Below are 25,805 nucleotides of genomic sequence, written 5' to 3' on the forward strand. Positions count from 1 at the left end.
CCACGACGAACCGCGCGGATCAGCGAGTGGCGGAGCGGGCCGCGCCGGTCTCCCTGACGCCCGTGAGACCCGAGGGCCGGGAGACGACCTGGGGTTCGGCACCGTCGCGGACGGAGGGGATCGGCAGTAGACGCCGCAGTTCGACGTTCTCGATCGGGTCGAGCACGGAGTGCTGCACGCACGCGGGAACCAGGCGTCCGTCCTCCGGATGCGCCATCGCGTACATGCACGAGCCGAGGCGCTCCTGAGTCTCCTTCAGCAGCGGATCGTCGGCGACGATGCCCTGTTCCATGAGCTTCCACGCCGGATCGACCTGCTCGGCATCCATGAAGTTGTGCACCACGAAGGTCTTGAAGGACACCTTGCCCCGACGCGCCTCGCGCAGCACGCGACGCAGTCCGCCCGCACGGCGGAGCACGCGTCGGGCGAGGCCGATGAGAGGAGGGATGTCACCCGGATGGCCGGCGACGGCACGGACCACCTTCACGACGAGCACCGGCTTCGGAATACCGCCGAAGATCATTCCGCCGAAGTGATCGAGGAATCGGTCGCGTGCAGCGATGTCCTTCGGATCGTCGGGGTCGAGCAACGCCGCGAACCCGCCGCCGACCCGCACGCCGACCGTGGAGCGGTTGCATCGCGGGTCGCCGAACTGGGTCGCCTGCCAGGGCAGCTTGTGACCGGCGCCCGCCTCGATCCGCTCCCACACGGCGTCGATGGTCACCTCGCCGAAGTCCTCGCGCCAGCGTCGGTCGTCGCCGATGAACGCGGCAGGCTGGAAGGACATCATGTCGAACGGCATGTCGAGCACGTCGCGGGTGACCTGCTCGACCTCGTCGACATTCGACGGTGTCACGGTCATGTTGTGCGCGAGGTAGCTGTCGACTCCGTGATCGCGCTTGAGATCGATGAACATCTGCGCGAACTTCTCGCGGAACGGATTGAGCTCGGCTTCACTGTGCGGGCGGACCGCACCCTTCCGACCTCGCATCAGCGAGTCGAAGTGTGCGGCGAAGGACACCTTGTCGAACCTCGGCTTGCGATCCTCGTCGAGCACCACATCGAGCAGATAGTCGTACTCGAAGTCGCCATGGGTCATCGACATCGGCTCGCGGCCGACCGCGCGCATGGCGAGAAGCGCCTGGGCATGATCCTCCGCCGAGAGCAGGCTGACCTCACCGCCGATCAACTGCGCATGCGCTCGCGGCCCCCGTACCTGACGCAGATAGGACATCTGACGCTCGACGTTGTCGACCGTGTGGTCGCCGTCGATGCGCACCTTGTTGGCGTCAGCCGAGTGGTAGCAGGGCGAACACGTGAGGTTGCACTTCGGGAAGACACCATGGGTTCCCTCGCATCCCACCGCACAACGACCGAGCAGCTGATTCGGCGTCTTCGCGTGCTCGGGCAACTCCGACCAGCGGATGGCGAGCGCACGTCGCGTCTCGGGATGTATCGGTCGCGTCTCGAGTTCGATCCGCTTGAGTGTCGTGGCGAGTCCCATGGCATCCTCTCGACTCCGTGAGCATCCGCATCGTCGACGGGCTCGATGTCCGAGAGTTGTTCGACGCCGACGGCATCCCGGATTGCATCGATTGTCGCACCCCTGCACGCGCGCGGCCAGAGCTTCCGATCGACCCAACGAGATCCATTCAGGCGCATCCATCCCCCCTCTTCCGGGCGTAGGCTGGAACCCTAGGACGGAGCGTCCGAGAAGATCTCCCGGCACCGCGATCGTCCGGAAGAGGAGTCACTCGTGGCTCAGTACGACGTCTCGAACCGCTCGGCGATCGTGACGGGAGCAGGCAGCGGAATCGGACGCTCGACCGCTCTGCTGCTCGCCCGGAACGGCGCATCCGTGGTCGTCAACGACCTGAACGCGGAGCACGCGAACGCGGTCGTCGACGAGATCCGCGCCGCCGGCGGCACCGCCGAGGCATCCGTCGGAGATGCGACCGACACCGCCTGGATCGCCAGCTCGATCGAGCTCGCGAACACGCTCGCCCCGCTGCGCATCGGCGTCAACAACGCCGGCATCGGCGGAGCATCCGCTCCCACCGCCGAGTACGACGACGAGGCCTGGGACAAGGTCATCTCGATCAACCTCAACGCCGTCTTCCGCAACATGAAGGCGCAGATCCCCTCGATCCTCGCGAACGGCGGCGGCTCGGTCGTCAACATCGCGTCGATCCTCGGAAGCGTCGGCTTCGCCGGCTCCCCCGCCTACGTCGCCGCCAAGCATGCGGTCGTCGGCATGACCAAGTCGGCCGCCCTCGAGTACTCCGCCCAGGGTGTGCGCGTGAACTCCGTCGGCCCCGGCTTCATCGACACCCCGCTGCTCGCCACCATGGGCGACGAGGCAAAGGACTTCCTGATCAGCAAGCACCCGATCGGACGCCTCGGCCAGGCCGACGAGGTCGCGAACCTCATCGCCTTCCTCGCGAGTGACGCCGCGAGCTTCATCACCGGCAGCTACCACCTCGTCGACGGCGGCTACACCGCCCTCTGAGGTTCGATCGCTGCGCGCGCCCGCCGCGCACAGCACACCTGCAGGACGAATGCACGGATGCAGGGCCAGATCACCGATCTCGCCCTGCATCCGTGTTTCGGCCCTGCATCCGGCACCGACCTACGCCTAGAGGCCTTCCGCGATCTCCTTGATCGCCGCCAGGCGGCGGTCCCATCCACGGCCGATCGCGTCGAGCTTCTTCGCCGTCGCCTCGAGTTCGGCGCCGATCGCGCGGAAGCGCACCTCGCGGCCGACCCGCACGGGTTCGACGAGTCCGACTTCCTGCAGCACGGCGAGATGCTTGGCGATCGCCTGGCGCGTGACCGGCAGCCGCCCGGCGAGGGCGGATGCCGAAGCATCCTCCTCACCGAGTGCGGTCAGGATGCTCCACCGCGTCTCGTCGGCGAGCGCCGCGAACATCGGCAGCAGCGTCGCGGCGGTCACGCCTCGGCCTCGACCAGCGCCACGAGCTTGTCGAGCTCGAGGTCCCAGCCGGTGCGGTGGTCCTCCATGTTCGCCGCGGCATCGGACGTGCGGTCGAACCCGGCCTCGACGACGGTCAGCAGCGTGCCGCCATCGACGGGCTCGAGCGTGAAGGTGAACACCGTGGAGGTCTCTTCGTCGAGCTCGGCCGGACGATGACCGAGCGCGTCGTCATTGCTCCAGCGGTATGAGATCAGTCGCGGCTCGTCGATCTGCTCGACCCGCAGGGGAATGACGTCATCCGGCCCGAAGGTCATCGTGCCGGTCGCGCCCACCCCTGTGCCGTCGAGCTCGGTGCGGCCGAACCACCGAGACACGTGCTCCGGCTCGGCGACGGCCCGCCAGACCTTCTCCGCCGGTGCGGCGATGCGGATCGACCGTCGGACGGTGAAACCCGCCGCGTCGATGACGGATGCTTCTTCTGTCCTGCTGGCCATGATGACTCCTTCGTCTAGCTGCGCGGTGTGGATCAGTGCAACTACAGGATTGCACTTAGTCACCACTAGCGCAACCCCCGGGTTGCAGATTTCCCGGGGCCTCCCGGTTCCCCGAACCTCTAGTCCCGAACCTTGCGCTTCTCGAGCACCCCGGCGAGCAGCACCGCGACGAGAGCGGCGGCCGGCGCCACGATCAACCCGGCCCGCAGGCTCTCGGTGTCGGCGATGAATCCGACGAACGGCGGCGAGAGCAGGAAGCCCAGACGCAGCAACCACGACACGATCGTGAGACCCACGCCCGGCTTCAGGCCCGGCAGCTCGTCGGCGGCGTGCATGGCGGCGGGGATGAGCGTCGCGATGCCGAAGCCGACGGCGGCGAAGCCCGCGATCGTTCCGGGGACGCTCGGGAAGATGAGCGCGAGGGTCATACCGCCCGCGGCGATCAGACCGCCGACCCTGGCGACCGCACGCTGGCCGAACCGGTCGGTCATGCCGTCCCCCAGCATCCGTCCGATGAACTGCGCGCCGACCAGGGCGATGAATCCGAGGGGTGCGATCGCGGCTGCGGCGCCGAGCGACTCGCTGAGGTACAGCGTGGCCCAGGAGTTTCCGGCGTCCTCGGCGATCGCGCCCGCCATCGCGATGAGCGTGAGGGCGATGACCATCATCACGGTGCGCGGGCTCACGCCGCGACGCACCGCGGTCTGCAGCTCGACGGGTTCGGCGGTGGCCTCGGCATCCGCCTCCTCGTCGCGTCCGGGCAGGCAGAACCAGAGCGCGGTGAACGCCACAGCCGCGAACACCGCGGTCGAGATGCCGAGGTGCACGCCGAGCGGCAGCTGCAGCGCGATCGCCGCCGCGGCCATTCCACCGCCGAGCACCGCGCCGATCGACCAGATGGCGTGGAACGAGTTGATGATCGAGCGCCCGTAGCGGCGCTGCACGCGAAGACCGTGCGCGTTCTGCGCGACGTCGGTGATGGCATCGGAGGCACCGCCGAGCAGCAGGGCGACGGCGAAGAGGATGCCGGAGGGCGCGACCGCGGCGGCGAGCAGACCGAGCCCGGTGGCGATCGTGCCGAACACGGCGATGCGCGCGGAGCCGAACCGACGGATCAGCACCGCGGCGAGAAGTCCGGCGGCGATCGCTCCGGCAGGGAAGGCGGCGATCGCGAGGCCGTATCCGACGTTGTCGAGACCGAGGGCGGCTTTGATCTCGGGGTAGCGCGGAAGGATGTTGGCGAACAGCGCGCCGTTCGTCAGGAACAGCGCCGAGACGGCGATGCGCGCACGTCGGGAGGCCCGATCCGGCGCGGGTCGTCGAATCGATTCGATCGAAGTCATAGCAACGACCGTACACGCCGATCGGCGGCGTCCGGAAATCGCGACGAGCCTCAGCAGGAGAGACGCGGCCCGACTGTGCCGGACTCAGCTCAGCTGCGGCTCCGCCTCCGGAGCGACCACCGTGCTCGACGCCGCCGCAGCCACGGCCGCCTTCGCCACGTCGAGGTCGTCGAAGAGTCCGACGAAGTCAGACTGCGGGCCGAAGGCGCGGAAGCCCTCGCGGGGCGTTCCGGTGATCGAGCCGAGGAACTGGCGGCGGTCATTGCCGACATGGAAGCCGGGGTCGACCTCGACCCAGAGGCCCCGAGGCCGGGATACCGAGCGGACGCGCGCGGCGGTGACGGCTTTGGCCGCATTCCTGATCCGAGTCGACATGCGTCACGCACTCATCGCGTGCAGTCTGCGAGAACCGCCGGCCGACCGCGCGAACTCCTCGCGCGTGACATCGAGACCGCCGGACGAGCTCGCGGCGTTCATCATCGCGACCACCAGGGGGCGATCGATCGGCGCCTCATCCTCGATCGCGAAACGCAGCGGGATGGATGCATGCAGCCAGAGCGTCTCGGCCACGCCGTCACCCAGGGGGAGCGTGAGCGGGAACGCCTCATTCCGCCGCAGCTTGGTCACGATCACGAGGCGCAGATGCGTCAACAGCTCGTCGTCGACCTCGATCGGTGCTGCGGTGTTGCCGTATGTCAGGTAACCCATGATCTCTCCTCAAGCCAGACTTCGCTTGATAGATAGATTACTAGGTTACCTAGCTAAATGACAGTCGGGACTCAGGGCAGGTCGCTGATCTCTTCGGTGAGCCGCCGCAGGAAGCGGGTCACTGCCTCGGTCTGCTCCGGCGTGAACTCGCTCGCGAGAGACTCGATGCGCTGGGTGAGCTCGTCGGCGGGCGAGTGCAGATCGCGCAGTGACGGGCGCAGAACCTTCGATCGGGCGTCGGCCGGATGCGGGGCGATGACGATCTGCCCACGGTCCTGCAGGCGACGCAGCAGGCTCGTGATCGCGGCCGTGCTCACATTCAGGTGTGCGGCGAGGCTGCCCGGCGTCGCCGGTGCGTCTGAGGGGGCATCGGTGATGAACCGCATGGCTTCACGATCGGTGTCGTTCGGCGCACGCATGGCGGCCAATCGACGCCCCAGCTGCGCCTCGGCGCGACGAAGCTCATCGACTCGCGCGACGAGTTCGGTGGCCGTCGTCTGCAGCTCGGTTCTGGTTGCCATGTGTCACCCCCTGACGCTCCCATGATACTCGATGGAAAGGTAACCAGGTTGGCTAGTGAAATCCAATGCGACCTGGGACTCTCTTCGGATGCGAAGATGGATACCTGCGGGAAGGACAGTCATGGTCGAGCGATTCACACTCGGGGATGCGGGGTACATCATGTACTCCGACATGCTCGACCGCCTGCGGGAACGCTTCCCGTCCGTTCCCGAGTGGCGACTCGACCAGATCGTCACCGCCGAGCACGATGCCATCACCGGCGGCATCCTGCAGATCGTTCCCGCCGAGGTCGAGTCGGGCGCGATCGAGATGCTCTCGCGCGAGACCGCCGAGCGCGAGCAGCACGACGTTCTGAGCGACGATGGCGAGGTGGCGTGATGGAGCGCTCTGAGGACTTCGGCCGATCCGGCTACTGGTACCCCGAGTCGAGCACCGCCAGCACGGTCGACGTGCTGAACATGCTGCGCCGCTACCGTGCGGCCGAGACCGCGATGCGCGCACGCACCCGGGCGTCGATGGGTATGAATGAGACCGATCTGGTGGCCCTGCGCTTCCTGCTGCGCGAGCAGCGGGCCGGACGCATCGTGCGCCCGATCGACATCGCCCGCATGCTCGACATCTCGACCGCATCGACGACCACTCTGATCGACCGGCTCGAGAAGGGCGGTCACGCGAAGCGTGAGCCGCACCCCACCGACCGACGTGCCGGCGTCGTCGTGCCGACCGTCAGCAGCGACGACGAGGTGCGCGAGACCCTCGGGGCGATGCACCGACGGATGCTCACGCTCGTCGACGAGATGAGCGACAAAGAGCGCGGCATCGTCACGCACTTCCTCGCCGGCATGACCTCGGCGATCGAAGAGGCATCCGATCTCGATCAGGAGCTGCGCGACGTCATCCGCTCGCACGAGGAGTCGGAGTCCTCCGGCGAGTGACCGCCGAGGGCCGGCCATGAATCGGCCGGCCACCCGACAGGTCGATCAGGCCTTCTCGACCTGACCCTCGGTCTGCTCATCGGCCTGCGCATCCTGCTCGGCCTGCGCAGCCAGCTCGGCCACGTACTCCGCATTCTCGAGGCGCTCGGGGAAGAGCTCGTCGAGATCGAGGTCGGGGTTCTCCTCCTGCGTCTCGACCAGCTCGACGGCCTCTTCGTGGGTCTGCACGCTCGGCATCGCACCGGGCAGCGGCCTGCGCGCCGACTCCTTGAGCACGACCACGGCGATGAAGCCGGCGATCGAGGTGCCGATCACGTAGAACGCCGGTGCGAGCGACGACCCGGTCATCTGCACGAGCGCCTCCATCACCACCGGAGCCGTACCCGCGAACAGTGCGACCGCGAGGTTGTACGAGATGCCCATGCCGCCGTAGCGGGACGAGGTCGGGAAGAGCGCCGGCAGCGACGACGCGAGGTTCGCGACGTAGAACGTCACCGGGAACGCGAGCAGCACGAGGCCGAGCAGAGTCGACCAGATCTCGCCGTGCATCATGAAGAGGAACGACGGCACGGCCAGCACGATCGCCGAGATCGAGCCGATGAACAGCACCCTCTTGCGTCCGATGCGGTCGGAGAGCTTGCCGGTGAGCGGGATGCAGAGGGCCATCGCCACGAGCACCGGGAGCGTGAGCAGCGTGCCGTGCACCTCGTCGTAGCCGAGGGTTCCGGTCAGGTACGTCGGCATGTAGGACGTGAGGGCGTAGCCGACGGTGTTCGCGGCGGCCACGAGAACGAAGGCCGTGAGCAGCTCGCGCCAGTACGCGCGGATCAGCGCGATGACGCCCTTCGGGGCATCGACGGCTTCCTTCGCGTCGTCGGCCGCGCGCTGGGCGGCATCCTGAGCCTCCTGGAAGGCGGGGGTGTCTTCGATCTTGAGTCGGAAGTAGATCGCGATCAGTCCGAGCGGCAGGGCGACGAGGAACGGGATGCGCCACGCGAAGCCCTGCATGACGTCGGCCGAGAGAGTGAGCTGCAGGATCGACACGAACGCGGCGCCGATGGCGAAGCCCATGTACGAGCCGAGGTCGAGCAGCGAGGCGTAGAAGCCGCGGCGCTTGTCGGGCGCATATTCGGTGATGAACGTCGTGGCACCGGCATACTCGCCACCGGTCGAGAAGCCCTGTGCGAGCTTGAGGACGATCAGCAGGATGGGCGCCCAGACGCCGATCACCGAGAAGTCGGGCAGCACGCCGATGAGGAACGTCGCCGCGGCCATCATGATGAGCGTGAACGCGAGCACGCGCTGGCGGCCCATGCGGTCACCGAGCTGGCCGAGCACGATGCCGCCGAGCGGGCGCGCGACGAACGTCACGGCGAAGACGCCGAGCGAGAACAGCGACTGCGCACCGGCCGATGCGTCGGGCAGGAACGCGCGCCCGATGATCACGGCGAGGTAGCCGTAGACGCCGATGTCGTACCACTCCATGAGGTTGCCGACCACGGTGCCCGCGACGGCGCGGCGGAGCATCGGACGGTCGACCACCGTGACGTCCTCGACGGTGAGGCGCCGCAGTTCATCTGCCTTGACCGGTCGTAGGCGACGGATCAGTCGCTGCCACAGGGTCAGATTCTCGGTCTTCAATGGATCGGACATGCAGTCATCTTCTCTCTCGTGCCGGATCAGCCTCGCAGGCCGGGCCGGACAGACGACGGGGAGGCGGCTGTCGCCGCCTCCCCGCACTGTGTGGCTGTTCTCAGCTGTTGAAAGCGTCCTTGACGTTCTCGCCGGCCTTCTTGACGTTGGCCTTCGCCTGGTCGGCGCGGCCCTCCGCCTCGAGCTTCTCGTTGTCGGTCACCTTGCCGGCGGCCTCCTTCGCCTTGCCGGCGAGGTCCTGTGCGGCGTTCTTGATCTTGTCATCGAGTCCCATGGGGGATCCTTTCTCTTATCAGCGGTGGTCTTCAGTCGGTCTACGAGTGCGGCTCTGCGCTCACAACGGGAGCGAGAGGATCTGCGCGATCAGCGGCAAGGTGGCGGCGGCGACCACGGCGATGAGTCCCACGATGCCCGCGGCCTGCCAGAACGGAGCGCGCGACGAGGGAGCGGCGACGCGGTCGATGCCGGTGCGCCTACCCACAGCCTCACGAGCGGACAGCGGGGTGAGGGTGACGGACGAGGCCTCAGGGCTCACGATCCGGCGCGACCGGAGATCCCGGCGCGTGGGGGCTTCTGCTGCTGTCGTCATGGCGTCTCACCTTCCTCCGCACAAAGATTACTAGGTGAACTAGTGAATTGCCACCCTAGCGAAATATTCAGGCATTCCGCTTACGCTCAAGGCATGACCGAGCTCACCCAGCCCACCGGGCACGAAGAGGCCCTGCGCGCCCTCCCCCGCGAGGACGGATCGGCGCCCCGCGCGCTCGTCCTCGGAGCCACCGGATACATCGGCGGCCGCCTCACCCCGCGCCTGCTGAACGCCGGATACCGGGTGCGAACGCTCGCCAGAGACGCCGCGCGCGCGGCATCCTTCCCCTGGGGCTCGGACTGCGAGATCGTCGAGGGCTCGGCCGACGACGCGGATGCCGTGGCCGAAGCCATGAAGGACGTCGATGTCGTCTACTACCTGATCCACTCGATGACCGCGGGCAAGGGCTTCGAAGAGAGTGACGAGCGCGCGGCGACGACGGTGGCGGATGCTGCCGCGAAGGCCGGCGTGCGTCGCATCGTCTACCTGGGCGGACTGCATCCCGAGGATGCCAAGCTGTCGCCGCACCTGCGCTCCCGCGTGCGCGTGGGCGAGATCTTCCTCGAATCCGGCGTGCCGTCGCTGGTGCTGCAGGCCGGTGTCGTGATCGGTTCGGGGTCGGCCTCCTTCGAGATGATCCGCCACCTCACCGACGTGCTGCCGTACATGCCGGCGCCGAAGTGGGTGCGCAACCGCATCCAGCCGATCGCCGTGCGCGACGTGCTGCACTACCTGCTCGGAGCCGCGCGGGTGGATGCCGACGTGAACCGCGCGGTCGACATCGGCGGCCCGGACGTGCTGCGGTACGGGCAGATGATGAACGGGTATGCGCTCGAGGCGGGTCTGCGTCAGCGGGCGATCGCCGCCCTGCCCGTGCTGACCCCCGGCCTGGCATCGCACTGGGTGAACCTCGTGACGCCGGTTCCGCGGTCGATCGCTCGTCCGCTCGTCGCCTCGCTGCAGAACGAGTGCATCGTGAAGGACCATGCGATCGACGATCTGATCCCGAAACCCGAAGGCGGGCTGACGCCCTACCGGACGGCGGTGTCGATGGCACTGGGCCGGGTCGATGCCGACACGATCGAGACGAGCTGGCAGGATGCCGAGGTCTCGGGCGCCCCGAGCGATCCGCTGCCGAGCGACCCCGACTGGGCCGGACGCACCGTCTTCACCGACACGCGCAAACTGAAGACGGCCGCACCGGTCGATGGGCTCTGGCACGTGATCATCGGCATCGGCGGATCGAACGGCTGGTATTCGTCGAAGTTCCTGTGGGCGGTGCGCGGGTGGATGGACCGCCTCGTCGGCGGCGTGGGCCTGCGCCGCGGACGACGCAGCAAGGTCGAGGCCCGGGTCGGCGACGCGATCGACTTCTGGCGCGTCGAGGCCGTCGAAGAGCCGGGGCGTGCGACCGACTCCTCCCCCGCGAGCGGCGGGCTGCTGCGCCTGCGCGCCGAGATGAAGGTGCCGGGCGAGGCGTGGCTCGAGCTGCGGGCGCTGCCGGACGGCGACGGATCACGCTACGAGCAGCGCGCCGTGTTCTTCCCCCGCGGGCTCGCCGGCCGCCTGTACTGGCTCGGCGTGCTGCCGTTCCACGGGTTCATCTTCGCGGGCATGGCCGCCAGGATCACCGACGCCGCTGCCGTTCCGGTAGAGACAGTCGCGCCCGGTGCTCCGGGTGCTGGTGCGGCCACGGCATCCGTCGCCTGAGCCGCGGCGGCCGTCCGCCCCACCGGTCCCGCCCCACCGGTCCCGCCCCGCCGGTCCCGCCCCACTGGTCCCGGAGCCGGGGCCACTTCCGCACCGCAACCCCAGCCGGGGCCACTTTCGCACCGGAAACGGCCGATTCGGATGCGCAACTGACCCCGCACCGGGCCGAAACCCGTGCGGGGCCACTTATGCACCCGGCGTCAGGACGAACGCTCGGCGAGTCCCGCGGGGTCGGCGCCGGGATCCGTTCCGGCACCCGCATCCGCACCCGCACCCGCACCCGATTCGGCATCCGAGCCCTCGATCGCCCCGGCGTCCGGGATGATGTCGATCGCCTCGGTCGCGGTCGCGTAGACCTCGGCGAGGCTGTCGTCGACGTCTGCTTCGTCGATCCAGGCGAGGTCGTCTTCGGAGTGGTCGTACTCGACCGGCACGAGGGCGAAGTCGTCGCCGTACTCCTCGAGGCCCGCCATGACGCTGTGGCGCACGGCCATGCGGGCATACCGGTCGCGCAGGATCAGCGGATCGCGCCGCAGATCCTTCATGAACGCGACCATCATGAACGCCATGATCACCGCGAACGGCAGCGCGGCGATGATCGTGACGTTCTGCAGTGATCGGAGTCCGCTGCCCTCCTCACCGGTGACGAGCAGCACGGCGGCGATGACGCCGACCAGCACACCCCAGACGACCGCGACCCAGCGCGACGGCTCGGGCCGCCCCTGCTGTGACAGCGTGCCCATCACGAGCGAGGCGGAGTCCGCTCCGGTGACGAAGAAGATCGCGATCAGCAGGATCAGGACGATGCTGGTGATCAGCGGGAACGGCAGGTTCTCGAGCACGCCGAAGAGCACTTCCTCGGGCGGATCGACCGTGAGGTTGGCGCCGTCCATCTGCTGCTGGATGGCCGTGGTCCCGAAGATCGCGAACCAGATGAGCGAGATGACGGCGGGCACGACGATGACGACCGACACGAACTGGCGGAGCGTGCGGCCGCGCGAGATCTTGGCGATGAACATGCCGACGAACGGCGACCACGAGATCCACCATGCCCAGTAGAAGATCGTCCAGCTCGACAGGAACACCTGCGCTTCGTCGCCCTGCGAGGCCGAGCGGGCGACCATCTCGGGCAGGTCGCCGAGGAACTGCACGGCGACCGAGGGGATGACGTTGAGGATCAGCAGTGTCGGGCCGACGAAGAACACGAAGAAGGCGAGCAGCAGGGCGACGACCGCGTTGATGTTCGACAGCGCGCGGATGCCCTTCGAGACGCCCGACACAGCCGATGCGATGAAGCACGCGGTGAGCACGGCGATCGCGGCGATGAGCACGCCGTTGCCGAGCTCGCCGATGCCGCTGACGATCTCGACGCCATGGCCGATCTGCAGGGCGCCGAGCCCGAGCGAGGCCGCGGTTCCGAAGAGCGTGACGATGATCGAGAAGATGTCGATCGTGCGGCCGAGGGGCCCGGTCGTGCGGCCCTCTCCGAGCAGCGGGGCGAAGATCGACGAGATCAGAGGGGTGCGACCGCGACGGAACGCGCCATAGGCGATCGCGCCACCGACGAGCGCGTAGAACGCCCAGGCCTGCGGGCCCCAGTGGTAGAGAACCTGCGCCTGCGCGGTGTGCATGGCCTCGAGTGTGTTGGCCTCGACCGTTCCGGGCGGCGGGTTCTCGAAGAAGGTGAGCGGCTCGGCGGCGCCCCAGAAGACGAGACCGATGCCCATGCCGGCGGCGAACAGCATCGAGATCCACGAGAACATCGAGAACTCGGGCTCTTCGTCGTCGCGGCCGAGCGGGATGCGCCCGTAGCGGCTGAAGCCGATGAACAGCATGAAGACGAGGATGACGGTGGCGATCGTCGTGAAGAAGAAGCCGAAGTACTCCACGACCCAGGCGAGCACGGTCGAGGTGGTGCCCGAGAGGTTGTCACCCGCGAACACACCCCACGCGATGAACGCGACGGTCAGCGCGACGGCGAGGCCGAACACGAGCGGATCGGTGCGGTAGGTGCGGCCGGTCTCTTCGACCGCGACGCCGGGAACGAGCGCCGGATGCACGCCGCGCGGCGGCACGGCGGCGATGTCACGGACGATCTTCTGGGCGGTCTCGGTGGCCTTCGCGGCCTGCCGGACTGCGGCTGTGGTGGTCTTCGGAGCGTCGTTCCTCGGGGGCGTCTTATCGTCCGGAGTGTCCATGAGAACCCATTCTCCCATGCCGGCATACTGCGGCCGGGACGGGAAAACCCAGATCACTCGGTCGATCCGCGGCGCGTCGGGGTCGGACGCGCCGCGCCGATGCCGGACGCTCCGGGTTTTCCGGGCGCGTCAGCGCGGGCCGGCCGCGGGGGCGGGGCGGGACGTGCGGGCGCTCGTCAGCGCGAGCGACGCCCACCGAAGACCGCGTGCAGCAGGGGCAGGGCCGAGACGCAGAGGAGGGTGATGCCGAGGGGCGGGATCGAGGGGACGAGCAGCGCTCCGCCGACGAGCATCGCGGCGAACAGCACGCCGGATCCGATGCGGCGGGCGATGCCCTCGAGCCGGTCGAGGCGACGCTCGAGGCGCGACGTGTCGAAGGTGACGTTGCCGTCGTCGACGCGGGTGATGATCGCGTCGATCCGCTTGGGAAGACGGTAGGTGACGGCGGCGGTCTCCATGGCCTGCTGGGCCATCTCCTGCATGAGGTTGCCCGACTCGTCGCGCAGCAGACGCCCGGCGTAGGGCTCCGCGGCATCCCACACGTTGAAGGTGGGATCGAGGCTCGAGCACATGCCCGAGGTCAACGAGACCGCGCGGATCAGCAGCAGCATGTTCTCGGGCAACTGCAGCGGGAGCGAGCGCACCATGTCGCCGAACTCGTCAGCGAAGTCCGCGAACTCCCGCGGGTCGACGGTGCTGAGCTCCGCGAAGCCCATGCCGCCGAACCGGGCGAAAAGCGCCCGCAGTGCCCGCTCGAGCTCGGCGGTGTCGGCCGACGGCAGCAGAACCCCGATCTCCTGCGCGGCGGCCACGAGCCCCTTGCTGTCTCGGCCGGCGACCGCGATGAGCAGTGTGCGCAGACCGTCGCGGAGGCTGGCCGGCACCTCGGCCATCATGCCGAAGTCGATGAAGGTGAGCCGGAAGTTCCGGCCGGTGGTGGATGCGGGTTCCGGCGTCACGAAGATGTTGCCGGGGTGCGGGTCGGCGTGCACGAAGCTGTGCGTGAACACCTGGTCGAACATGACCTCGGCGAACACGTCGGCGACCTCCGACGGATCGATGTCCGCTGCGCGCAGAGCATCCGTGTCGTTGATCTTGATGGCCGTGACGTCCGACAGCGTGAGCACGCGGCGGGTCGAGCGCTCCCAGACGATCTCGGGGGCGTCGACGCGGGCGTCTCCCGCGAAGTTCTCACGGAACCGCTCGGCGCTGGCCGCCTCGTGCAGGTAGTCGATCTCCTCGAGGCTCGTCTGCGCGAACTCCTCTACGAGGCCGGGGGCGTCGACGCGGTCGGCGACCAGGCGCACGCGCATCGCCCAGCGGGCGACGCGGCGGAGCGCCGCGAGGTCGACCGCGACGATCTCGTCGATGCCGGGGCGCTGCACCTTGACGACCACGTCGCCGAGTCCGGTGTCGACGGCATCCTGAGCCGAGAGCCGGGCGCGATGCGCCTGCCCCAGGGATGCCGCGGCCACCGGCGCCTCGTCGAACCAGGCGTAGGCCTGCTCGAGCGGCATGCCGAGCTCGGACTCGGCGGCCGCCCGGATGCCGGCGAACGGCACTGCGGGAACCTCGTCCTGCAGGCCCTCGAGCTCTTTCGTGATCTCGGGTGGCAGCACGTCGAGGCGCGACGACATGAACTGGCCGACCTTGATCATGAGGCCACCGAGCTCGACCGCGAGCACGTGGAACCGCTTCGCGAAGCGTTGCATGCGCGGCGCTCGGGTGCGCTCCGAGACGGAGCGCAGACCGAACTTCGGCAGGACGAGCTCGAACCACCAGATCTTGAGGAATTCACGCGCCGCGAACGAGAGGATGCGGCGGTACCGGGCACGATGGGCGCCCTGCGCCGCAGCATCCGTCATGTGTCGTCCCTGGGTCGTGTGCGATCAGTCCTGAGCGAGGATCGAGTACAGCCTACGACGGGCGTCATCGAGGATCTCGATCGCCGCCTGCACCTGCTCAGGCGATCCGCTGCGGCCCACCTGCGCGGCTGCCGCTGCGAGGTCGACGCCCGCCTTGGGCAGAGTCGTGAAGCGGGGATCGTTGCGGTGACCGTCCTTCGTCGAGCTCGACTCCCAGGGTGCCGGTGCCTCGGTGGTCTCGGTCGCGACCGCACGACCGGCCTCGGTGAGCGAGTAGGTCTTGCGACCGTTCTGCTCTTCGGCCTCGATCAGGCCCTCGTCGGCGAGCAGCTGCAGCGTCGGGTAGACCGAGCCTGCGCTCGGCTTCCACGAGCCGCCACTGCGCTCGGCGATCTCGTTGATGATCTGGTAGCCGTGCATCGGCTTCTCGGCGAGGAGCGAGAGCACCGCCGCGCGAACGTCGCCCTTGGCCATGCGGGTGCCGCCGGACGGACGCTGCTCGAACGACTTGCGCAGTTGGTCGAGTGCGTCGAAGAGGGTGCCGGCCGGGCCGTTGGATCCGCCGAAGCCGCCGGATCCGAAGATGCCGCCCAGCGGGTTGTCGGTGTTGCCTGCGCCGTTGCCTGCGCCGGTGCCGAAGGGGAATGCGTTGTTCATGATGACCTCCCGGAAGTGGTGAGCGATAGTCAACGATATATCGTTAAGGCTGAGTGGCGGGNNNNGATTCGAAACCGGGTGGGAGATTTCTTCGGCGGATGTGTCGATCGACCTGATACTCGATCGTCATCCCTCTGTACGCTGACCGTCGAACAGTGAGGAAGAGACCATGCGCTACACACTGCTGTTGCACTACGAAGAGCTCGACGCCGAGACTCTGGGCGCCGACGCGCTCGCAGAAGGACAGGCCGCATTCGCGAGCTACGCCGCCACCCTGCAGTCGGCGGGGGTGCTGATCTCCGCCGAGGTCCTGCAGCCGTCGACCGTGAGCACCACGGTGCGGGTGCGCGACGGAGAACTGCAGGTGCAGGACGGCCCGTTCGCCGACACCAAGGAGCAGCTCGGTGGGACGGTCGTGATCGACGTCGCCGATCTCGACGCGGCGATCGGGTTCGCCCGACAGGCGCCTCCCGCATTCTGGGGCACGGTCGAGGTGCGGCCCGGCGCCGTCTTCACCGTCGACGGCGTCTGGATGCCGAACCGATGATCCCCGAGGAGGTCCGGGCCGCCGCCGAGAGCGCGGCGCGGACCTCCTATGGCCGGCTCGTCGCGCTGCTCGCTGCCCGCTCGGGTGACCTCGCACTCGCGGAGGACTCCCTGTCGGGAGCGTTCGAAGAGGCATTGCGACGCTGGCCGGATGCCGGCGTGCCCGACAACCCGGAAGGGTGGCTGTTGACCGTGGCCAGGAACAGACTGCGCGACGTGTGGAAGTCGGCTGCGGCGAAAGCATCCGCTCCTCTCGACGAGGAGAGTGCCCGCGACGATCCGTTCGCCGAGCACGATCCGCTGGCGATCGGCGACAAGCGGCTCGAGCTGCTGTTCGTGTGCGCGCATCCGGCGATCGATCCGGCGATGCGCGCTCCGCTGATGCTGCAGGCCGTGCTCGGCTTCGACTCGGCCGACATCGCCCGCGCGTTCGCGGTGCCGCCCGCCGCGATGGCGCAGCGGCTGGTGCGGGCGAAGAGGCGCATCAAAGACGCCCGCATCCCGTTCGCTGTTCCCGATCGGCGAGCGATGCCCGAGCGGCTGCCCGCGGTGCTCGAAGCCGTATACGGGTGCGCCGCGCTGGCGTGGAGAGGAGACAGCGATTCGCTCGCGGGCGAGGCGCAGTATCTCGCCGCGACCCTCGCCGGACTGCTCGAGGACGAGCCCGAGGCGTGGGGTCTCGCGGCTCTCACGACGCTGACGCTGGCGCGGCGATCGCCGGAGTTCGTGCCGCTGGACGAGCAGGATCCCGGGTCGTGGGATGCCGCACTGATCGCCGAGGGCGAGGCGTATCTGCGGCGAGCGCAGCCTGCGGACGCGCCGGGGAGGTTCCAGCTGGAGGCGGCGATCCAGGCGGTGCACTGCGACCGTCGCCGAACGGGCCGCACCGATTGGGAGGCGCTGCGGATGCTGTACTCGGCGCTGCTCGCGGTCGCGCCGACTCTCGGAGCCCGGGTGGCGGCCGCCGTGGTGACGGCGCGCATCGAGGGGCCCGAGTCGGGACTCGACGCGCTTCCGCCCGATGCCGAGGGGTTCCAGCCCTACTGGGCGGCGAGAGCGGAGCTGCTCGCAGAGGCGGGCCGAGATGCGAGGGATGCGTACGCGAGGGCGATCGCACTCGCCGACGATCAGGATGTCGCGGCGTTCCTACGTTCTCGCGCAGAGGCGCACGAACGCGGCCACTGACTCTCCCTGCATGCATTCGCGCCTGAGCGCAAGCCCCGTGCACCGCATAGCTCTCAGTGTTTGACTGCCGTCGATGTCGAATTCGTCTGCCGTTCCGCCCGCGTCCACTTCGATCCGAGTGAGCGTGGTCGTCCCCGTGTTCAAGCCGGGTGCGGCGTTCGACGAACTCATCGCCTCGTTCGACGCCCAGACGCTCGATCACTCGCGGTTCGAGGTGCTGCTGTGCGACGACGGATCGGGCAAGGAGACCGCAGCGCGGCTGGTCGAGGTCGCCCGCGATCGGGACTACCTGCACGTGGCGTTCCTGCCGCATTCCGGATGGCCGGGAACGCCTCGCAACCACGGCATCGATGAGGCGCGAGGGACCTACATCCAGTTCGTCGACCAGGATGACTGGCTGTACCCCGGTGCGCTCGAGGCGCTGTGCGACTACGCCGACCAGCATGCATCCGACGTCATCGTGGGCAAGGAGGTCGGGATCGGGCGCCCGCTGCCGAGCCGGATCTTCCGTCGCGATGTGCCCCGGGCGAAGCTCGGCGAGGATCCGCTGCTCGAGATGCTCACGCCGCACAAGATGTTCCGCACCTCGTTCCTGCGCGAGAATCGCATCCGCTTCCCCGAGGGCAAGGTGCGCCTCGAGGATCATCTGTTCGTCATGCGCGCGTACTTCGAGGCGTCGACGATCTCGATCCTCGCGAGCCAGCCCTGCTACGCGTGGGTGAAGCACGCGGGCAGTGCGAGCTCGTCGCGGATCGATCCGGAGTCGTACTTCCCGCATCTCGAGGCCGTGCTCGACCTGGTCGAGCGGTACACGGAACCCGGGAGACTGCGCGATCGGCTGCTGCGGCACTGGTTCCGCGGCAAGATCCTGAAGCGGCTGACGGGTAAGAAGTTCCTCGCGTACCCCGACGAGTACCGCGAGCGGCTGCTCGATGTGGTCGGCCCGCTCGCGCAGCGCCGCTTCGGACCGGGAGTCGACGGAGGCCTGTCGTTCCCGAATCGGATCAGGGCCGCGCTGCTGCGGGCCGACCGCCGTGCGGATCTCGTGACGTTCGCGCGGTTCGAGGTCGAGACGACCTGCCGCGCCGTCGTGACGTCGGCACGCTGGTCTCGGGGCGGAGGGCTGTATCTGACGGTCGCCGTGTCGATCACCCGCGATGGACAGGATGCTCTCGTCGTCGAGCCCGGCACCGGTGTGCTGACATCGCTTCCCGTGGCGATGGACGGCCTGCCGACCGGCCTGCTCGAAGCCGGCCGCGAACTGCAGAACGACCGGGTCGAGCTGGTGCTGCGCGACAAGGCCGCGGGAGTCGAGCGCCGCGTAGCGCGCGTGAAGCCTCGGAATCTCGGCTCGATCGCTCTCGCGATCGATCCGCTGAAGGTCTTCGGTCCCGATGACGAGTCGCGCGGCGCGAGGCTGTTCGTGACCGTCCGGAGGGCCGGATGGACGTTCGACGTTCCCCTCACGGCGGATGCGGCGACGCTCGCCGCCGCCGGACACTCCCCGCTGCTCGCCGGGCGCACCTGCACTCCGGTCGCGGGCCGCGGCGGCGCGGTCGAGCTGCGGCGGCAGTGGCCCGGCGGACGGTTGAAGGATCTCGCCGGGCGCGCGGTGCGTCGGGTGCGGGGTGGTTCGCGGAGCGCCTCGCGCACGAAGTGAGCCTGCGATTCTCGGCGGTCGCGGGCGTGTGCCGGCTCGTCGTCAGCGCGGGAGCGTGAGGATCTCTGCTCCGTCTTCCGTGATCGCGATCGTGTGCTCGGTGTGGGCGGTGCGGCAGCCGGTCGCGCTGCGCAGAGTCCAGCCGTCGGCGTCGGTGATCAGCTCGTCGGTGTCGGCCATGACCCACGGTTCGAGGGCGAGCAGCAGGCCGGGGCGCAGCTTGTAGCCACGACCGGGGCGTCCGTCGTTCGCGACGTGCGGATCCTGGTGCATGGTCGAGCCGATGCCGTGACCGCCGAACTCGAGGTTGATCGGGTATCCGGCGGCGGTCAGCACCGTGCCGATCGCGTGCGAGAGGTCGCCGATGCGAGCGCCAGGACGGGCGACGGCGATGGCCGCGGCGAGCGCGCGTTCGGTCGCGTCGATCATCGCGAGATCCTCCGGCGCCCGGGTGGTTCCGACCACGAAGCTGATGGCGGCGTCGGCCGAGATCCCCCGCAGCGTGACGGCGAGGTCGAGTGTGAGCAGGTCGCCGTCGGCGAGGGCGTAGTCGTGCGGCATCCCGTGCAGCACCGCGTCGTTCACGGCGGTGCAGACGTAGTGACCGAAGGGTCCACGGCCGAACGACGGGGCGTAGTCGACGTAGCAGGACTCGGCTCCGGCATCCTCGATCATCTGCTTCGTCCAGCGGTCGAGGTCGAGCAGGTTCACGCCGACCTTCGTGCGCTCCTTCAGAGACTGCAGGATGCTGCCGACGAGCGCGCCGGCATCCCTCGCCCTGGCCAGTTCGTCGCTGGTGAGGATCTCGATCATGGTGCTCTCCGCATCCGGCTCCGCGCCGTTCCAATAACTATCCCGGTAATACTATCCCGGTATTAGAATCGGCACATGATGGTTCGGATGCCGCTCACCCCCGCCGAGGTCGAACGAGGCGAGCGTCTCGGCGCGCTGCTGCGGCGGGCACGTGGCGAGCGGTCGATGCTGAGCGTCGCACTCGACGCCGGGGTCTCGCCCGAAACTCTGCGCAAGATCGAGTCGGGTCGCGTGGCGACTCCCGCGTTCTCGACGATCGCGGCGATCGCGGGCGTGCTGCACATCTCGCTCGACTCCGTGTGGGCAGAGATCGAGCCGCCGGTGCGCACGATCGGACGAGTGCAGGTCGCGTCCTGAGATGGCGCATGCACTGATCACGGGCAGTTCGCGCGGCATCGGTCGCGCCGTCGCGCAGGCATTCGCCCGCAGAGGCGATCGGGTCGTCGTGCACTACGGCCGCGATCGCGCCGCAGCCGAAGAGACGCTCGCCTCGCTCGAGGGCTCGGGACATGTTCTCGTGGGCGGCGACCTCGGCGATCCGGCCGAGGCGCAGCGGGTGGTCGACGAAGCCATCGCCGCCCTGGGCTCGCTCGACATCCTGGTGAACAACGCGGCCGTCGCGCCGAGCGCCGCGAACGAGCATCGCGTCGATTCGACGTCGTTCGCCGAGTGGCAGGCCGCGTGGTCGGCGATGGTCTCGGTGAACCTGCTCGGAGCGTCGAACGTGACGATGCTGGTGGCGCAGCACATGATCGAGCGCGGCGCCGGTGGAGCGATCGTCAACGTCGGCTCGCGCGGTGCGTTCCGCGGCGAGGCCGATCACCCCGCGTATGCCGCGACGAAGGCGGGACTGCAGGCGTTCGGCCAGTCGATGGCGTTGGTGCTCGCCCCTCACGGCATCTCGGTCACGTCGGTCGCACCGGGAATGGTCGCGACCGAGCGCCAGTCGGCGAAGCTCGAGGGAGAGCAGGGCGACAGCATCCGCGGGCAGAGCCCGTTCGGTCGCGTGGGCACTCCCGAAGAGGTGGCGGATGCCGTCGCCTACCTCACCTCGCCCACCGCCGTGTGGGCGTCGGGCACGGTGCTCGACCTCAACGGGGCGTCGTACTTCCGCTGAGCTGTTCGCCGGAGCACCCCTCCTGGGAGAGTCGTCTCGCGACGTTTCGACTCAGTCGACTTCGTCGTCTTCGCTCAACGACCGGAACCCGACCCCGCTCGTTGAGTGAGGCCCGCGAAGCGGCCCGAGGCGAAACGCTCCGCGCCCCGCGCATACACCCGGGAGGAGATCTACCCTTCGGGAGGAGGATTCCCGAGAATTCCTCCTCCCCAGGCGCAGTTCTCCTCCCGGGTGGCGAGCGCGCTCCGACCCCCGTGCGTACCTTCGCGACCTAGCCCCGCAGCACCGAGTCCAACAGCCCGGGGAACAGCGAGTCGAGATCGTCGCGGCGGAGCGTCAGCATCCGTCGTCGCCCGTTGGGCTCGTTGCGGATGACACCCGCTTCGCGCAGCACCTTCATGAAGTGCGACTTGGTCGACTTGGGGAGGTTCGGGTCGGTCGCGTGGCATGCGGCCATGTCGAGCGGACCATCGACGAGCTGCCGAGCGATGGCCAGGCGCTCGGGGTCGCTGAGCGCGAAGAGCACGTCGGTGAGTTGGATCTCGGAACGATCCGGATGCGGGAGGTCGCCTGGCATGGTTCGAGAATAGTTGAACAATCGCGGGAAGGCGAGTACGCTCCGATAGTTCGATGATTCTCGAACCCAACTCGTTCGAGACCTTTCTGACCCGACCCCACACCTGCGGGAGCCTGCATGACCACCACGTCACCGATCGCCACCACCGCGTCGACGGCGCCACCGATCCGCCGCCCGCGCTTCGGCTTCGCGCTGGCGATCGTCACGCAGATCGCGATGATGATGGGTGCGAGCGCGCCGTCGCCGTTCTACCCGGTGCTCGCGGCCGAGATCGGGTTCGACGCGATCGTCATCAGCGCTGTGTTCGCCGTGTACGCGATCGCCCTGCTGCTCGCGCTGCTCACCGCCGGGTCGCTCTCCGACCACGTCGGACGCCGTCCGGTCGCGATCGGCGGACTCCTCTTACTCGCCGCGAGCATGCTGCTGTTCTGGCATGCCGAAACCGTCGCGACGCTCATGCTCGCGCGCATCCTGCAGGGCGCCGCGAGTGGCGTGCTGATCGCCGCGCTCTCGGCCGCAGCACTCGACCTGGCTCCCGGAGGACGCTCGAGGGTCGCCGCCCTATGGAACGCCCTCAGCCCCGGCATCGGCCTCGCTCTCGGCGCGCTGATCTCGGGCATCGCGCTCGACGTGACCGGCGAACCGCTGCTCGACGTGTTCGCACCGCTGACCGTCGTCTACGTCGTGCTCGCCGCGCTCTTCTTCCTCGCGCCCGAGACCGCACCGCTTCGGCCGGGAGCACTGGCGTCGCTGAGCTTCCGCCTGTCGGTGCCGGCCGGCATCCGCTCGGACTTCTGGCGGGGCGCGCCCGCGATCATCGCCGGGTGGGCGACCGGTGGACTCTTCCTCTCACTCGGCGCGAACATCGTCCGCACCGAGCTCGGCGGAGAGGCGCACGTCTGGCAAGGGCTCGCGGTCGCGATGCTCGCGGGAATCGGCGCGATCACCGCGTTCATCTTCCGCAACCGGATGCCGCGCACCTCTGTGATCTTCGGCACGGCGGCGCTCGCGACGGGAACCGCCCTGTCGCTCTGGGCCCTCTCGGCCGAGTCGCTCCCCTTCTATCTCGCCGCGACCGCGATCACCGGCATGGGATTCGGCACCGCCTTCTCGGGGGTCGTCGCCTCACTCGCGCCGCGCATCCCCGCGACCGACCGGGCCGACACGTTCGCCGTGATCTACCTGCTCGCCTACCTCGCGTTCGGAGTTCCCGCCGTGGTGGCCGGGACGCTGGTCGGGGTGTTCGGGCTCGGAACCGTGTGCGTCGGATACGGGGTCGTGGTCATCGTGCTCGCGCTCGTCGCGCTGGTACTGCGGGTGCGCCGGGCGGAGTAAGCGAATGCCAGATGCCGTGGCGACCTACCGCTCCGCGAGCAGCTCCCGCAGCCGCGCGGCCTCTGCCTCGGGCATCCCGTATCCGTGCTCGGGCGCGGGGTACACACCGTCGCGCACCTCGTCGGCGTACGCCTGCACCCCGGCGACCGACACTCCCCGCACATCGGCATAGCGCTTGACGAACTTGGCGACGCCGCCGGCGTAGATGCCGAGCAGGTCGTGGAAGACGAGCACCTGGCCGTCGGCATCCCCTCCCGCTCCGATGCCGATCAGCGGAATGCGCAGCAGGGGTGCGAGGGCCGCGGTGACCTCCGACGGCACGGCTTCGATGACGAGCACCGAGACTCCGGCATCCTGCAGCGCGAGGGCGTCGTCGATCACGGCGAGCGCGGCATCGGCGGTGCGTCCCTGGGCGCGGTATCCGCCGAGGGATGTCGCGGTCTGCGGGGTCAGTCCGACGTGTCCGACCACGGGGATGCCGGCGTTCACCAGCGCGCGGGCACGGTCGACCGTCGTGCCGCCGCGCTCGATCTTGATGAGGTCGACGCCCGCCTCCTTGATGAAGCGCTGCGCGGTCGCGAGGGCGAGCTCGTCCGACGCCTCATACGACCCGAAGGGCAGATCGCCGACGAGCAGCGGCTTCTCGAGTCCACGGCGCACGGCCTTCGTGAGCATGAGCATCTCGTCGATCGTGACGGGCACGGTGCTGTCATAGCCGAGCACGGTCATCGCGGCCGAGTCGCCGACGAGCACCATATCGACGCCGGCCTCCTCGACGATCTGCGCGCTCGGGAAGTCATACGCGGTGACCATGACGATCGGCTCGCCGGACTGCTTCTTCGCAGCCAGATCACCCAGGTTCAGGCGCTTGGTCGGGGCGGCGTGGGCGCTCATGCGGTCTCCACCAGTTCTCCGACGGCGTCGTCGACGCGGACGATCGCGTTCGACCGATCGACGTGCACGACGACGGGTTCGTAGTCGACGAGATCCTCGGGCGAGTAGTCAGCGTAGGAGATGACGATGATCGTGTCGCCGGTGTGCACGAGGCGGGCGGCGGCGCCGTTGACCTGGATGATGCCAGACCCGCGTTCGCCGATCAGCGTGTACGTCTCGAAGCGGGCGCCGTTGTCGACGTCGACGACGTGCACCTGCTCGTGCGGCAGGATGTCGGCGGCCTCGAGCAGGTCGGGATCGACGGTGATCGAGCCGACGTAGTGCAGATCGCTGCCGGTGACGGTCGCGCGATGGATCTTCGACTTCAGCATGGTGCGTCGCATCAGGCGTCGCCCTTTCCGTCGGTGGTCTTGTGTGTCTCGATGGCCGTGCTGGCCTGGGTGTTCGGGCCGCTCTCGGCCCCTCTGAGCAGGTGGTTGTCGATCAGTCGGGCGGCGCCCACGCGGGCGGCGACGAGCAGAAGCGCGTCACGGTCGACGACCGTCACGGGCTGCAGGGTCTCGGCATCCCGGAGTTCCAGGTACTCGGCATCGACCCCCGCCTCGTCGAGAACAGCCTGAGCAGCAGACAGGATGCTCTCCCCCGATCGGTGCGCCGCGTCGGCGGCGTCGAGGGCGCGGTTGAGCGCGGTCGCCTGGGCGCGAGCATCGGCGTCGAGGTAGACGTTTCGCGAGCTCATGGCGAGTCCGTCGGGTTCGCGCACGATGGGGCAGGCCTCGATGCGCACGTCGAGGTTCAGGTCGCGGACGACGCGGCGGACGACGAGCACCTGCTGCGCATCCTTCTGTCCGAAGTAGGCGACGTCGGGCTGCACGATGCCGAACAGCTTGGTGACGACGGTGGCGACGCCGTCGAAGTGGTGGGGTCCGCGGCTCGCGCCGTCGAGCACCTCGGTGATGCCCGCGACGTGGATGTTCGTGGCGAAGCCGTCGGGATAGATCTCGGCGGGCTCGGGTGCGAACAGGATGTCGACGCCCTCGGACTCGGCGAGCGCGGCATCGCGGGCCTCGTCGCGTGGGTAGGTGCTGAGGTCTTCGTTCGCGGCGAACTGGGTCGGGTTGACGAAGAGCGAGACGACGACGAGGTCGTTCTGCTCGCGCGCGGCGCGCATGAGCGAGAGGTGCCCCTCATGGAAGGCACCCATGGTGGGGACGAGTCCGACGGATCGGCCCGCTGCTTTGGCCTCACGGACCGCGGCTCGCACCTCGGCGATCGTGCGCAGGGTTCTCATGCCGGGGGCTCCTCGGTGGTGGCCGCGTGATCGGCGGTGGTCGCATGTGGAGCGCGCCCGGCGATCGCACGGGTGGCGGTGGCGAGTGCGTCGAAGAGGTCTCGATAGTCGGCGGATGCTGCGCGCTGCCGCGCCACGGTGGCCTCGTCGCCGCGAACGATCGGCCCGGTGAGAGCGGGTGCCGCGCCGGATGCCGCCCAGTTCTCGACCGTCTGCCGCACGAGCGGTGCGAGGTGGGCGCGGTCGACCCCGGCGTCCTTCGCGAGGTGTTCGGCCGCATCGAGCACGGTGAGCACGAAGTTCGAGGCGAAGGATGCGGCGGCGTGATACTCCGCACGGTGGGCGTCTCCGACGCGGAAGGGGTTCGCGCCGAGCACCCGCGCAAGCTGCTCGGCCGCCTCGAGCGCCTCGGGTGTGCGGCCGTCGATGGCGACGCCGATTCCGCGGAACACCTCGGGCGTCTCGGTTCCGGTGAAGGTCTGCAGCGGGTGGAGGCTGAAGTCGACGTCGGCGAGAGGCGTCGCACCCGAGACATGCGCGACGAGCCGCGCGTGCGGTCGAACCGCGAACGCCACGGCGGGGATCGCGGAGTCCGGAACGCAGAGCAGTGCGATGTCGGCATCCGGAGCTCGGTCTTCGCGGCGCAGGGGTCCGATGACGACGAAGCCCGCTGCCCGCAGGGCCCGTGCGAGTACGCCACCGAGACGGCCGGCGCCGACGATGGCGATGGTCGTGTCAGGGGCGAGAGCAGAGGTGCTGTGCATGTTGATTCCCCGGC

General features: G+C 68.8%; 29 protein-coding genes. 10 read left to right on the forward strand and 19 right to left on the reverse strand.

All coding sequences use genetic code 11. The annotated features are described in order from the left end of the window. Positions 1–19: 19 nt before the first annotated feature. Positions 20–1,504, reverse strand: coding sequence for a hypothetical protein (locus ASF80_RS10210; RefSeq protein WP_200934764.1), 1,485 nt, complete (start codon positions 1,502–1,504; stop codon positions 20–22). A 252-nt stretch (positions 1,505–1,756) separates the two neighbouring features. Here ASF80_RS10210 and ASF80_RS10215 point away from each other — a divergent pair, with 252 nt between their 5' ends. Next, a complete protein-coding gene (locus tag ASF80_RS10215) occupies positions 1,757–2,509 on the forward strand; it encodes an SDR family NAD(P)-dependent oxidoreductase (protein ID WP_056310430.1) in 753 nt (250 codons plus the stop codon). A gap of 126 nt (positions 2,510–2,635) precedes the next feature. Here ASF80_RS10215 and ASF80_RS10220 read toward each other — a convergent pair whose 3' ends face one another. From ASF80_RS10220 to ASF80_RS10245, 6 genes are all read right to left on the reverse strand, one after another. Next, positions 2,636–2,953 (reverse strand): ArsR/SmtB family transcription factor, encoded by a 318-nt coding sequence (locus ASF80_RS10220; protein ID WP_235559935.1) that lies wholly within the window; start codon positions 2,951–2,953, stop codon positions 2,636–2,638. Further along, positions 2,950–3,429, reverse strand: a complete 480-nt coding sequence (locus ASF80_RS10225; protein ID WP_056310432.1) for an SRPBCC domain-containing protein — start codon at positions 3,427–3,429, stop codon at positions 2,950–2,952. The genes ASF80_RS10220 and ASF80_RS10225 overlap by 4 nt, the downstream gene beginning before the upstream one ends. Positions 3,430–3,548: 119 nt before the next feature. Continuing rightward, the gene (locus ASF80_RS10230) at positions 3,549–4,772 is read right to left on the reverse strand and encodes an MFS transporter (protein WP_056310434.1); all 1,224 of its coding nucleotides are present in this window, start codon (positions 4,770–4,772) and stop codon (positions 3,549–3,551) included. An 84-nt stretch (positions 4,773–4,856) separates the two neighbouring features. Beyond that, positions 4,857–5,147, reverse strand: coding sequence for a hypothetical protein (locus tag ASF80_RS10235; protein WP_056310436.1), 291 nt, complete (start codon positions 5,145–5,147; stop codon positions 4,857–4,859). Positions 5,148–5,150: 3 nt separating this feature from the next. Further along, positions 5,151–5,480: a hypothetical protein gene (locus ASF80_RS10240; protein WP_056310438.1), complete on the reverse strand. Its 330-nt coding sequence runs from the start codon at positions 5,478–5,480 to the stop codon at positions 5,151–5,153. A 71-nt stretch (positions 5,481–5,551) separates the two neighbouring features. Then, on the reverse strand, positions 5,552–6,001 hold the full coding sequence (locus ASF80_RS10245; protein ID WP_056310441.1) for a MarR family winged helix-turn-helix transcriptional regulator: 450 nt from the start codon (positions 5,999–6,001) through the stop codon (positions 5,552–5,554). 121 nt (positions 6,002–6,122) lie between these two features. On the opposite strand from ASF80_RS10245, the gene ASF80_RS10250 reads away from it, so the two are divergent. Both ASF80_RS10250 and ASF80_RS10255 read left to right on the forward strand, forming a co-directional pair. Continuing rightward, on the forward strand, positions 6,123–6,380 hold the full coding sequence (locus tag ASF80_RS10250) for a hypothetical protein (protein ID WP_056310443.1): 258 nt from the start codon (positions 6,123–6,125) through the stop codon (positions 6,378–6,380). Further along, positions 6,380–6,937, forward strand: coding sequence for a MarR family winged helix-turn-helix transcriptional regulator (locus ASF80_RS10255; RefSeq protein ID WP_056310445.1), 558 nt, complete (start codon positions 6,380–6,382; stop codon positions 6,935–6,937). The genes ASF80_RS10250 and ASF80_RS10255 overlap by 1 nt, the downstream gene beginning before the upstream one ends. A 45-nt stretch (positions 6,938–6,982) precedes the next feature. Here ASF80_RS10255 and ASF80_RS10260 read toward each other — a convergent pair whose 3' ends face one another. From ASF80_RS10260 to ASF80_RS10265, 3 genes are all read right to left on the reverse strand, one after another. Beyond that, complete coding sequence (locus ASF80_RS10260; protein ID WP_082488266.1) at positions 6,983–8,590, reverse strand: MFS transporter; 1,608 nt, start codon at positions 8,588–8,590, stop codon at positions 6,983–6,985. Between the two features lie 100 nt (positions 8,591–8,690). After that, the gene (locus tag ASF80_RS18730) at positions 8,691–8,864 is read right to left on the reverse strand and encodes a CsbD family protein (protein WP_082477872.1); all 174 of its coding nucleotides are present in this window, start codon (positions 8,862–8,864) and stop codon (positions 8,691–8,693) included. Between the two features lie 60 nt (positions 8,865–8,924). Next, positions 8,925–9,179 carry a hypothetical protein gene (locus ASF80_RS10265; RefSeq protein WP_056310448.1) on the reverse strand — a complete coding sequence of 85 codons (255 nt, stop codon included), beginning with the start codon at positions 9,177–9,179 and terminating at the stop codon, positions 8,925–8,927. Positions 9,180–9,272: 93 nt separating this feature from the next. On the opposite strand from ASF80_RS10265, the gene ASF80_RS10270 reads away from it, so the two are divergent. Then, positions 9,273–10,889, forward strand: coding sequence for an SDR family oxidoreductase (locus tag ASF80_RS10270; protein WP_056310450.1), 1,617 nt, complete (start codon positions 9,273–9,275; stop codon positions 10,887–10,889). Positions 10,890–11,089: 200 nt separating this feature from the next. Here ASF80_RS10270 and ASF80_RS10275 read toward each other — a convergent pair whose 3' ends face one another. The 3 genes from ASF80_RS10275 to ASF80_RS10285 form a co-directional block, all read right to left on the reverse strand. Next, positions 11,090–13,087, reverse strand: a complete 1,998-nt coding sequence (locus tag ASF80_RS10275) for a BCCT family transporter (RefSeq protein ID WP_235559936.1) — start codon at positions 13,085–13,087, stop codon at positions 11,090–11,092. A 176-nt stretch (positions 13,088–13,263) separates the two neighbouring features. Next, positions 13,264–14,952: an ABC1 kinase family protein gene (locus tag ASF80_RS10280; RefSeq protein WP_056310452.1), complete on the reverse strand. Its 1,689-nt coding sequence runs from the start codon at positions 14,950–14,952 to the stop codon at positions 13,264–13,266. A 24-nt stretch (positions 14,953–14,976) separates the two neighbouring features. Continuing rightward, positions 14,977–15,609: a PadR family transcriptional regulator gene (locus tag ASF80_RS10285; RefSeq protein WP_082488374.1), complete on the reverse strand. Its 633-nt coding sequence runs from the start codon at positions 15,607–15,609 to the stop codon at positions 14,977–14,979. A 169-nt stretch (positions 15,610–15,778) separates the two neighbouring features. On the opposite strand from ASF80_RS10285, the gene ASF80_RS10290 reads away from it, so the two are divergent. The 3 genes from ASF80_RS10290 to ASF80_RS10300 all read left to right on the forward strand — a co-directional run bounded on the left by ASF80_RS10290 (position 15,779) and on the right by ASF80_RS10300 (position 19,000). Beyond that, positions 15,779–16,156, forward strand: coding sequence for a YciI family protein (locus ASF80_RS10290; RefSeq protein ID WP_056310454.1), 378 nt, complete (start codon positions 15,779–15,781; stop codon positions 16,154–16,156). Continuing rightward, positions 16,153–17,340 carry an RNA polymerase sigma factor gene (locus tag ASF80_RS10295; protein ID WP_056310456.1) on the forward strand — a complete coding sequence of 396 codons (1,188 nt, stop codon included), beginning with the start codon at positions 16,153–16,155 and terminating at the stop codon, positions 17,338–17,340. Before ASF80_RS10290 ends, ASF80_RS10295 begins: the two co-directional genes overlap by 4 nt. A 118-nt stretch (positions 17,341–17,458) precedes the next feature. Further along, positions 17,459–19,000: a glycosyltransferase family 2 protein gene (locus ASF80_RS10300; RefSeq protein WP_056310458.1), complete on the forward strand. Its 1,542-nt coding sequence runs from the start codon at positions 17,459–17,461 to the stop codon at positions 18,998–19,000. A 42-nt stretch (positions 19,001–19,042) separates the two neighbouring features. Here the strand turns inward: ASF80_RS10300 and map are convergent, their stop codons facing one another. Beyond that, complete coding sequence (gene map, locus ASF80_RS10305; protein WP_056310460.1) at positions 19,043–19,813, reverse strand: type I methionyl aminopeptidase; 771 nt, start codon at positions 19,811–19,813, stop codon at positions 19,043–19,045. A gap of 78 nt (positions 19,814–19,891) precedes the next feature. Between map and ASF80_RS10310 the strand changes: the two genes are divergently transcribed. Then, the gene (locus ASF80_RS10310) at positions 19,892–20,170 is read left to right on the forward strand and encodes a helix-turn-helix domain-containing protein (RefSeq protein WP_056312001.1); all 279 of its coding nucleotides are present in this window, start codon (positions 19,892–19,894) and stop codon (positions 20,168–20,170) included. 1 nt (position 20,171) lies between these two features. Next, positions 20,172–20,930: an SDR family NAD(P)-dependent oxidoreductase gene (locus tag ASF80_RS10315; RefSeq protein WP_056310461.1), complete on the forward strand. Its 759-nt coding sequence runs from the start codon at positions 20,172–20,174 to the stop codon at positions 20,928–20,930. Positions 20,931–21,201: 271 nt separating this feature from the next. Here ASF80_RS10315 and ASF80_RS10320 read toward each other — a convergent pair whose 3' ends face one another. After that, positions 21,202–21,507 (reverse strand): ArsR/SmtB family transcription factor, encoded by a 306-nt coding sequence (locus tag ASF80_RS10320; protein WP_056310464.1) that lies wholly within the window; start codon positions 21,505–21,507, stop codon positions 21,202–21,204. Positions 21,508–21,624: 117 nt separating this feature from the next. On the opposite strand from ASF80_RS10320, the gene ASF80_RS10325 reads away from it, so the two are divergent. Further along, positions 21,625–22,842: an MFS transporter gene (locus tag ASF80_RS10325; protein ID WP_056310466.1), complete on the forward strand. Its 1,218-nt coding sequence runs from the start codon at positions 21,625–21,627 to the stop codon at positions 22,840–22,842. Positions 22,843–22,866: 24 nt separating this feature from the next. On the opposite strand, the gene panB is transcribed toward ASF80_RS10325, so the two are convergent. Genes panB through ASF80_RS10345 form a run of 4 tightly spaced genes read right to left on the reverse strand, consistent with a single transcriptional unit; the run spans position 22,867 to position 25,791 of the window. After that, positions 22,867–23,736, reverse strand: coding sequence for a 3-methyl-2-oxobutanoate hydroxymethyltransferase (gene panB, locus ASF80_RS10330; protein ID WP_056310468.1), 870 nt, complete (start codon positions 23,734–23,736; stop codon positions 22,867–22,869). Continuing rightward, a complete protein-coding gene (gene panD / locus ASF80_RS10335) occupies positions 23,733–24,119 on the reverse strand; it encodes an aspartate 1-decarboxylase (protein ID WP_056310469.1) in 387 nt (128 codons plus the stop codon). Before panD ends, panB begins: the two co-directional genes overlap by 4 nt. Continuing rightward, the gene (gene panC / locus ASF80_RS10340; protein WP_056310471.1) at positions 24,119–25,027 is read right to left on the reverse strand and encodes a pantoate--beta-alanine ligase; all 909 of its coding nucleotides are present in this window, start codon (positions 25,025–25,027) and stop codon (positions 24,119–24,121) included. Before panC ends, panD begins: the two co-directional genes overlap by 1 nt. After that, positions 25,024–25,791: a Rossmann-like and DUF2520 domain-containing protein gene (locus ASF80_RS10345; RefSeq protein ID WP_056310473.1), complete on the reverse strand. Its 768-nt coding sequence runs from the start codon at positions 25,789–25,791 to the stop codon at positions 25,024–25,026. Before ASF80_RS10345 ends, panC begins: the two co-directional genes overlap by 4 nt. Positions 25,792–25,805 lie beyond the last annotated feature (14 nt).

Origin of the sequence: Microbacterium sp. Leaf159 (assembly GCF_001423615.1) — a bacterium.
Taxonomy (GTDB): Bacteria; Actinomycetota; Actinomycetes; order Actinomycetales; family Microbacteriaceae; genus Microbacterium.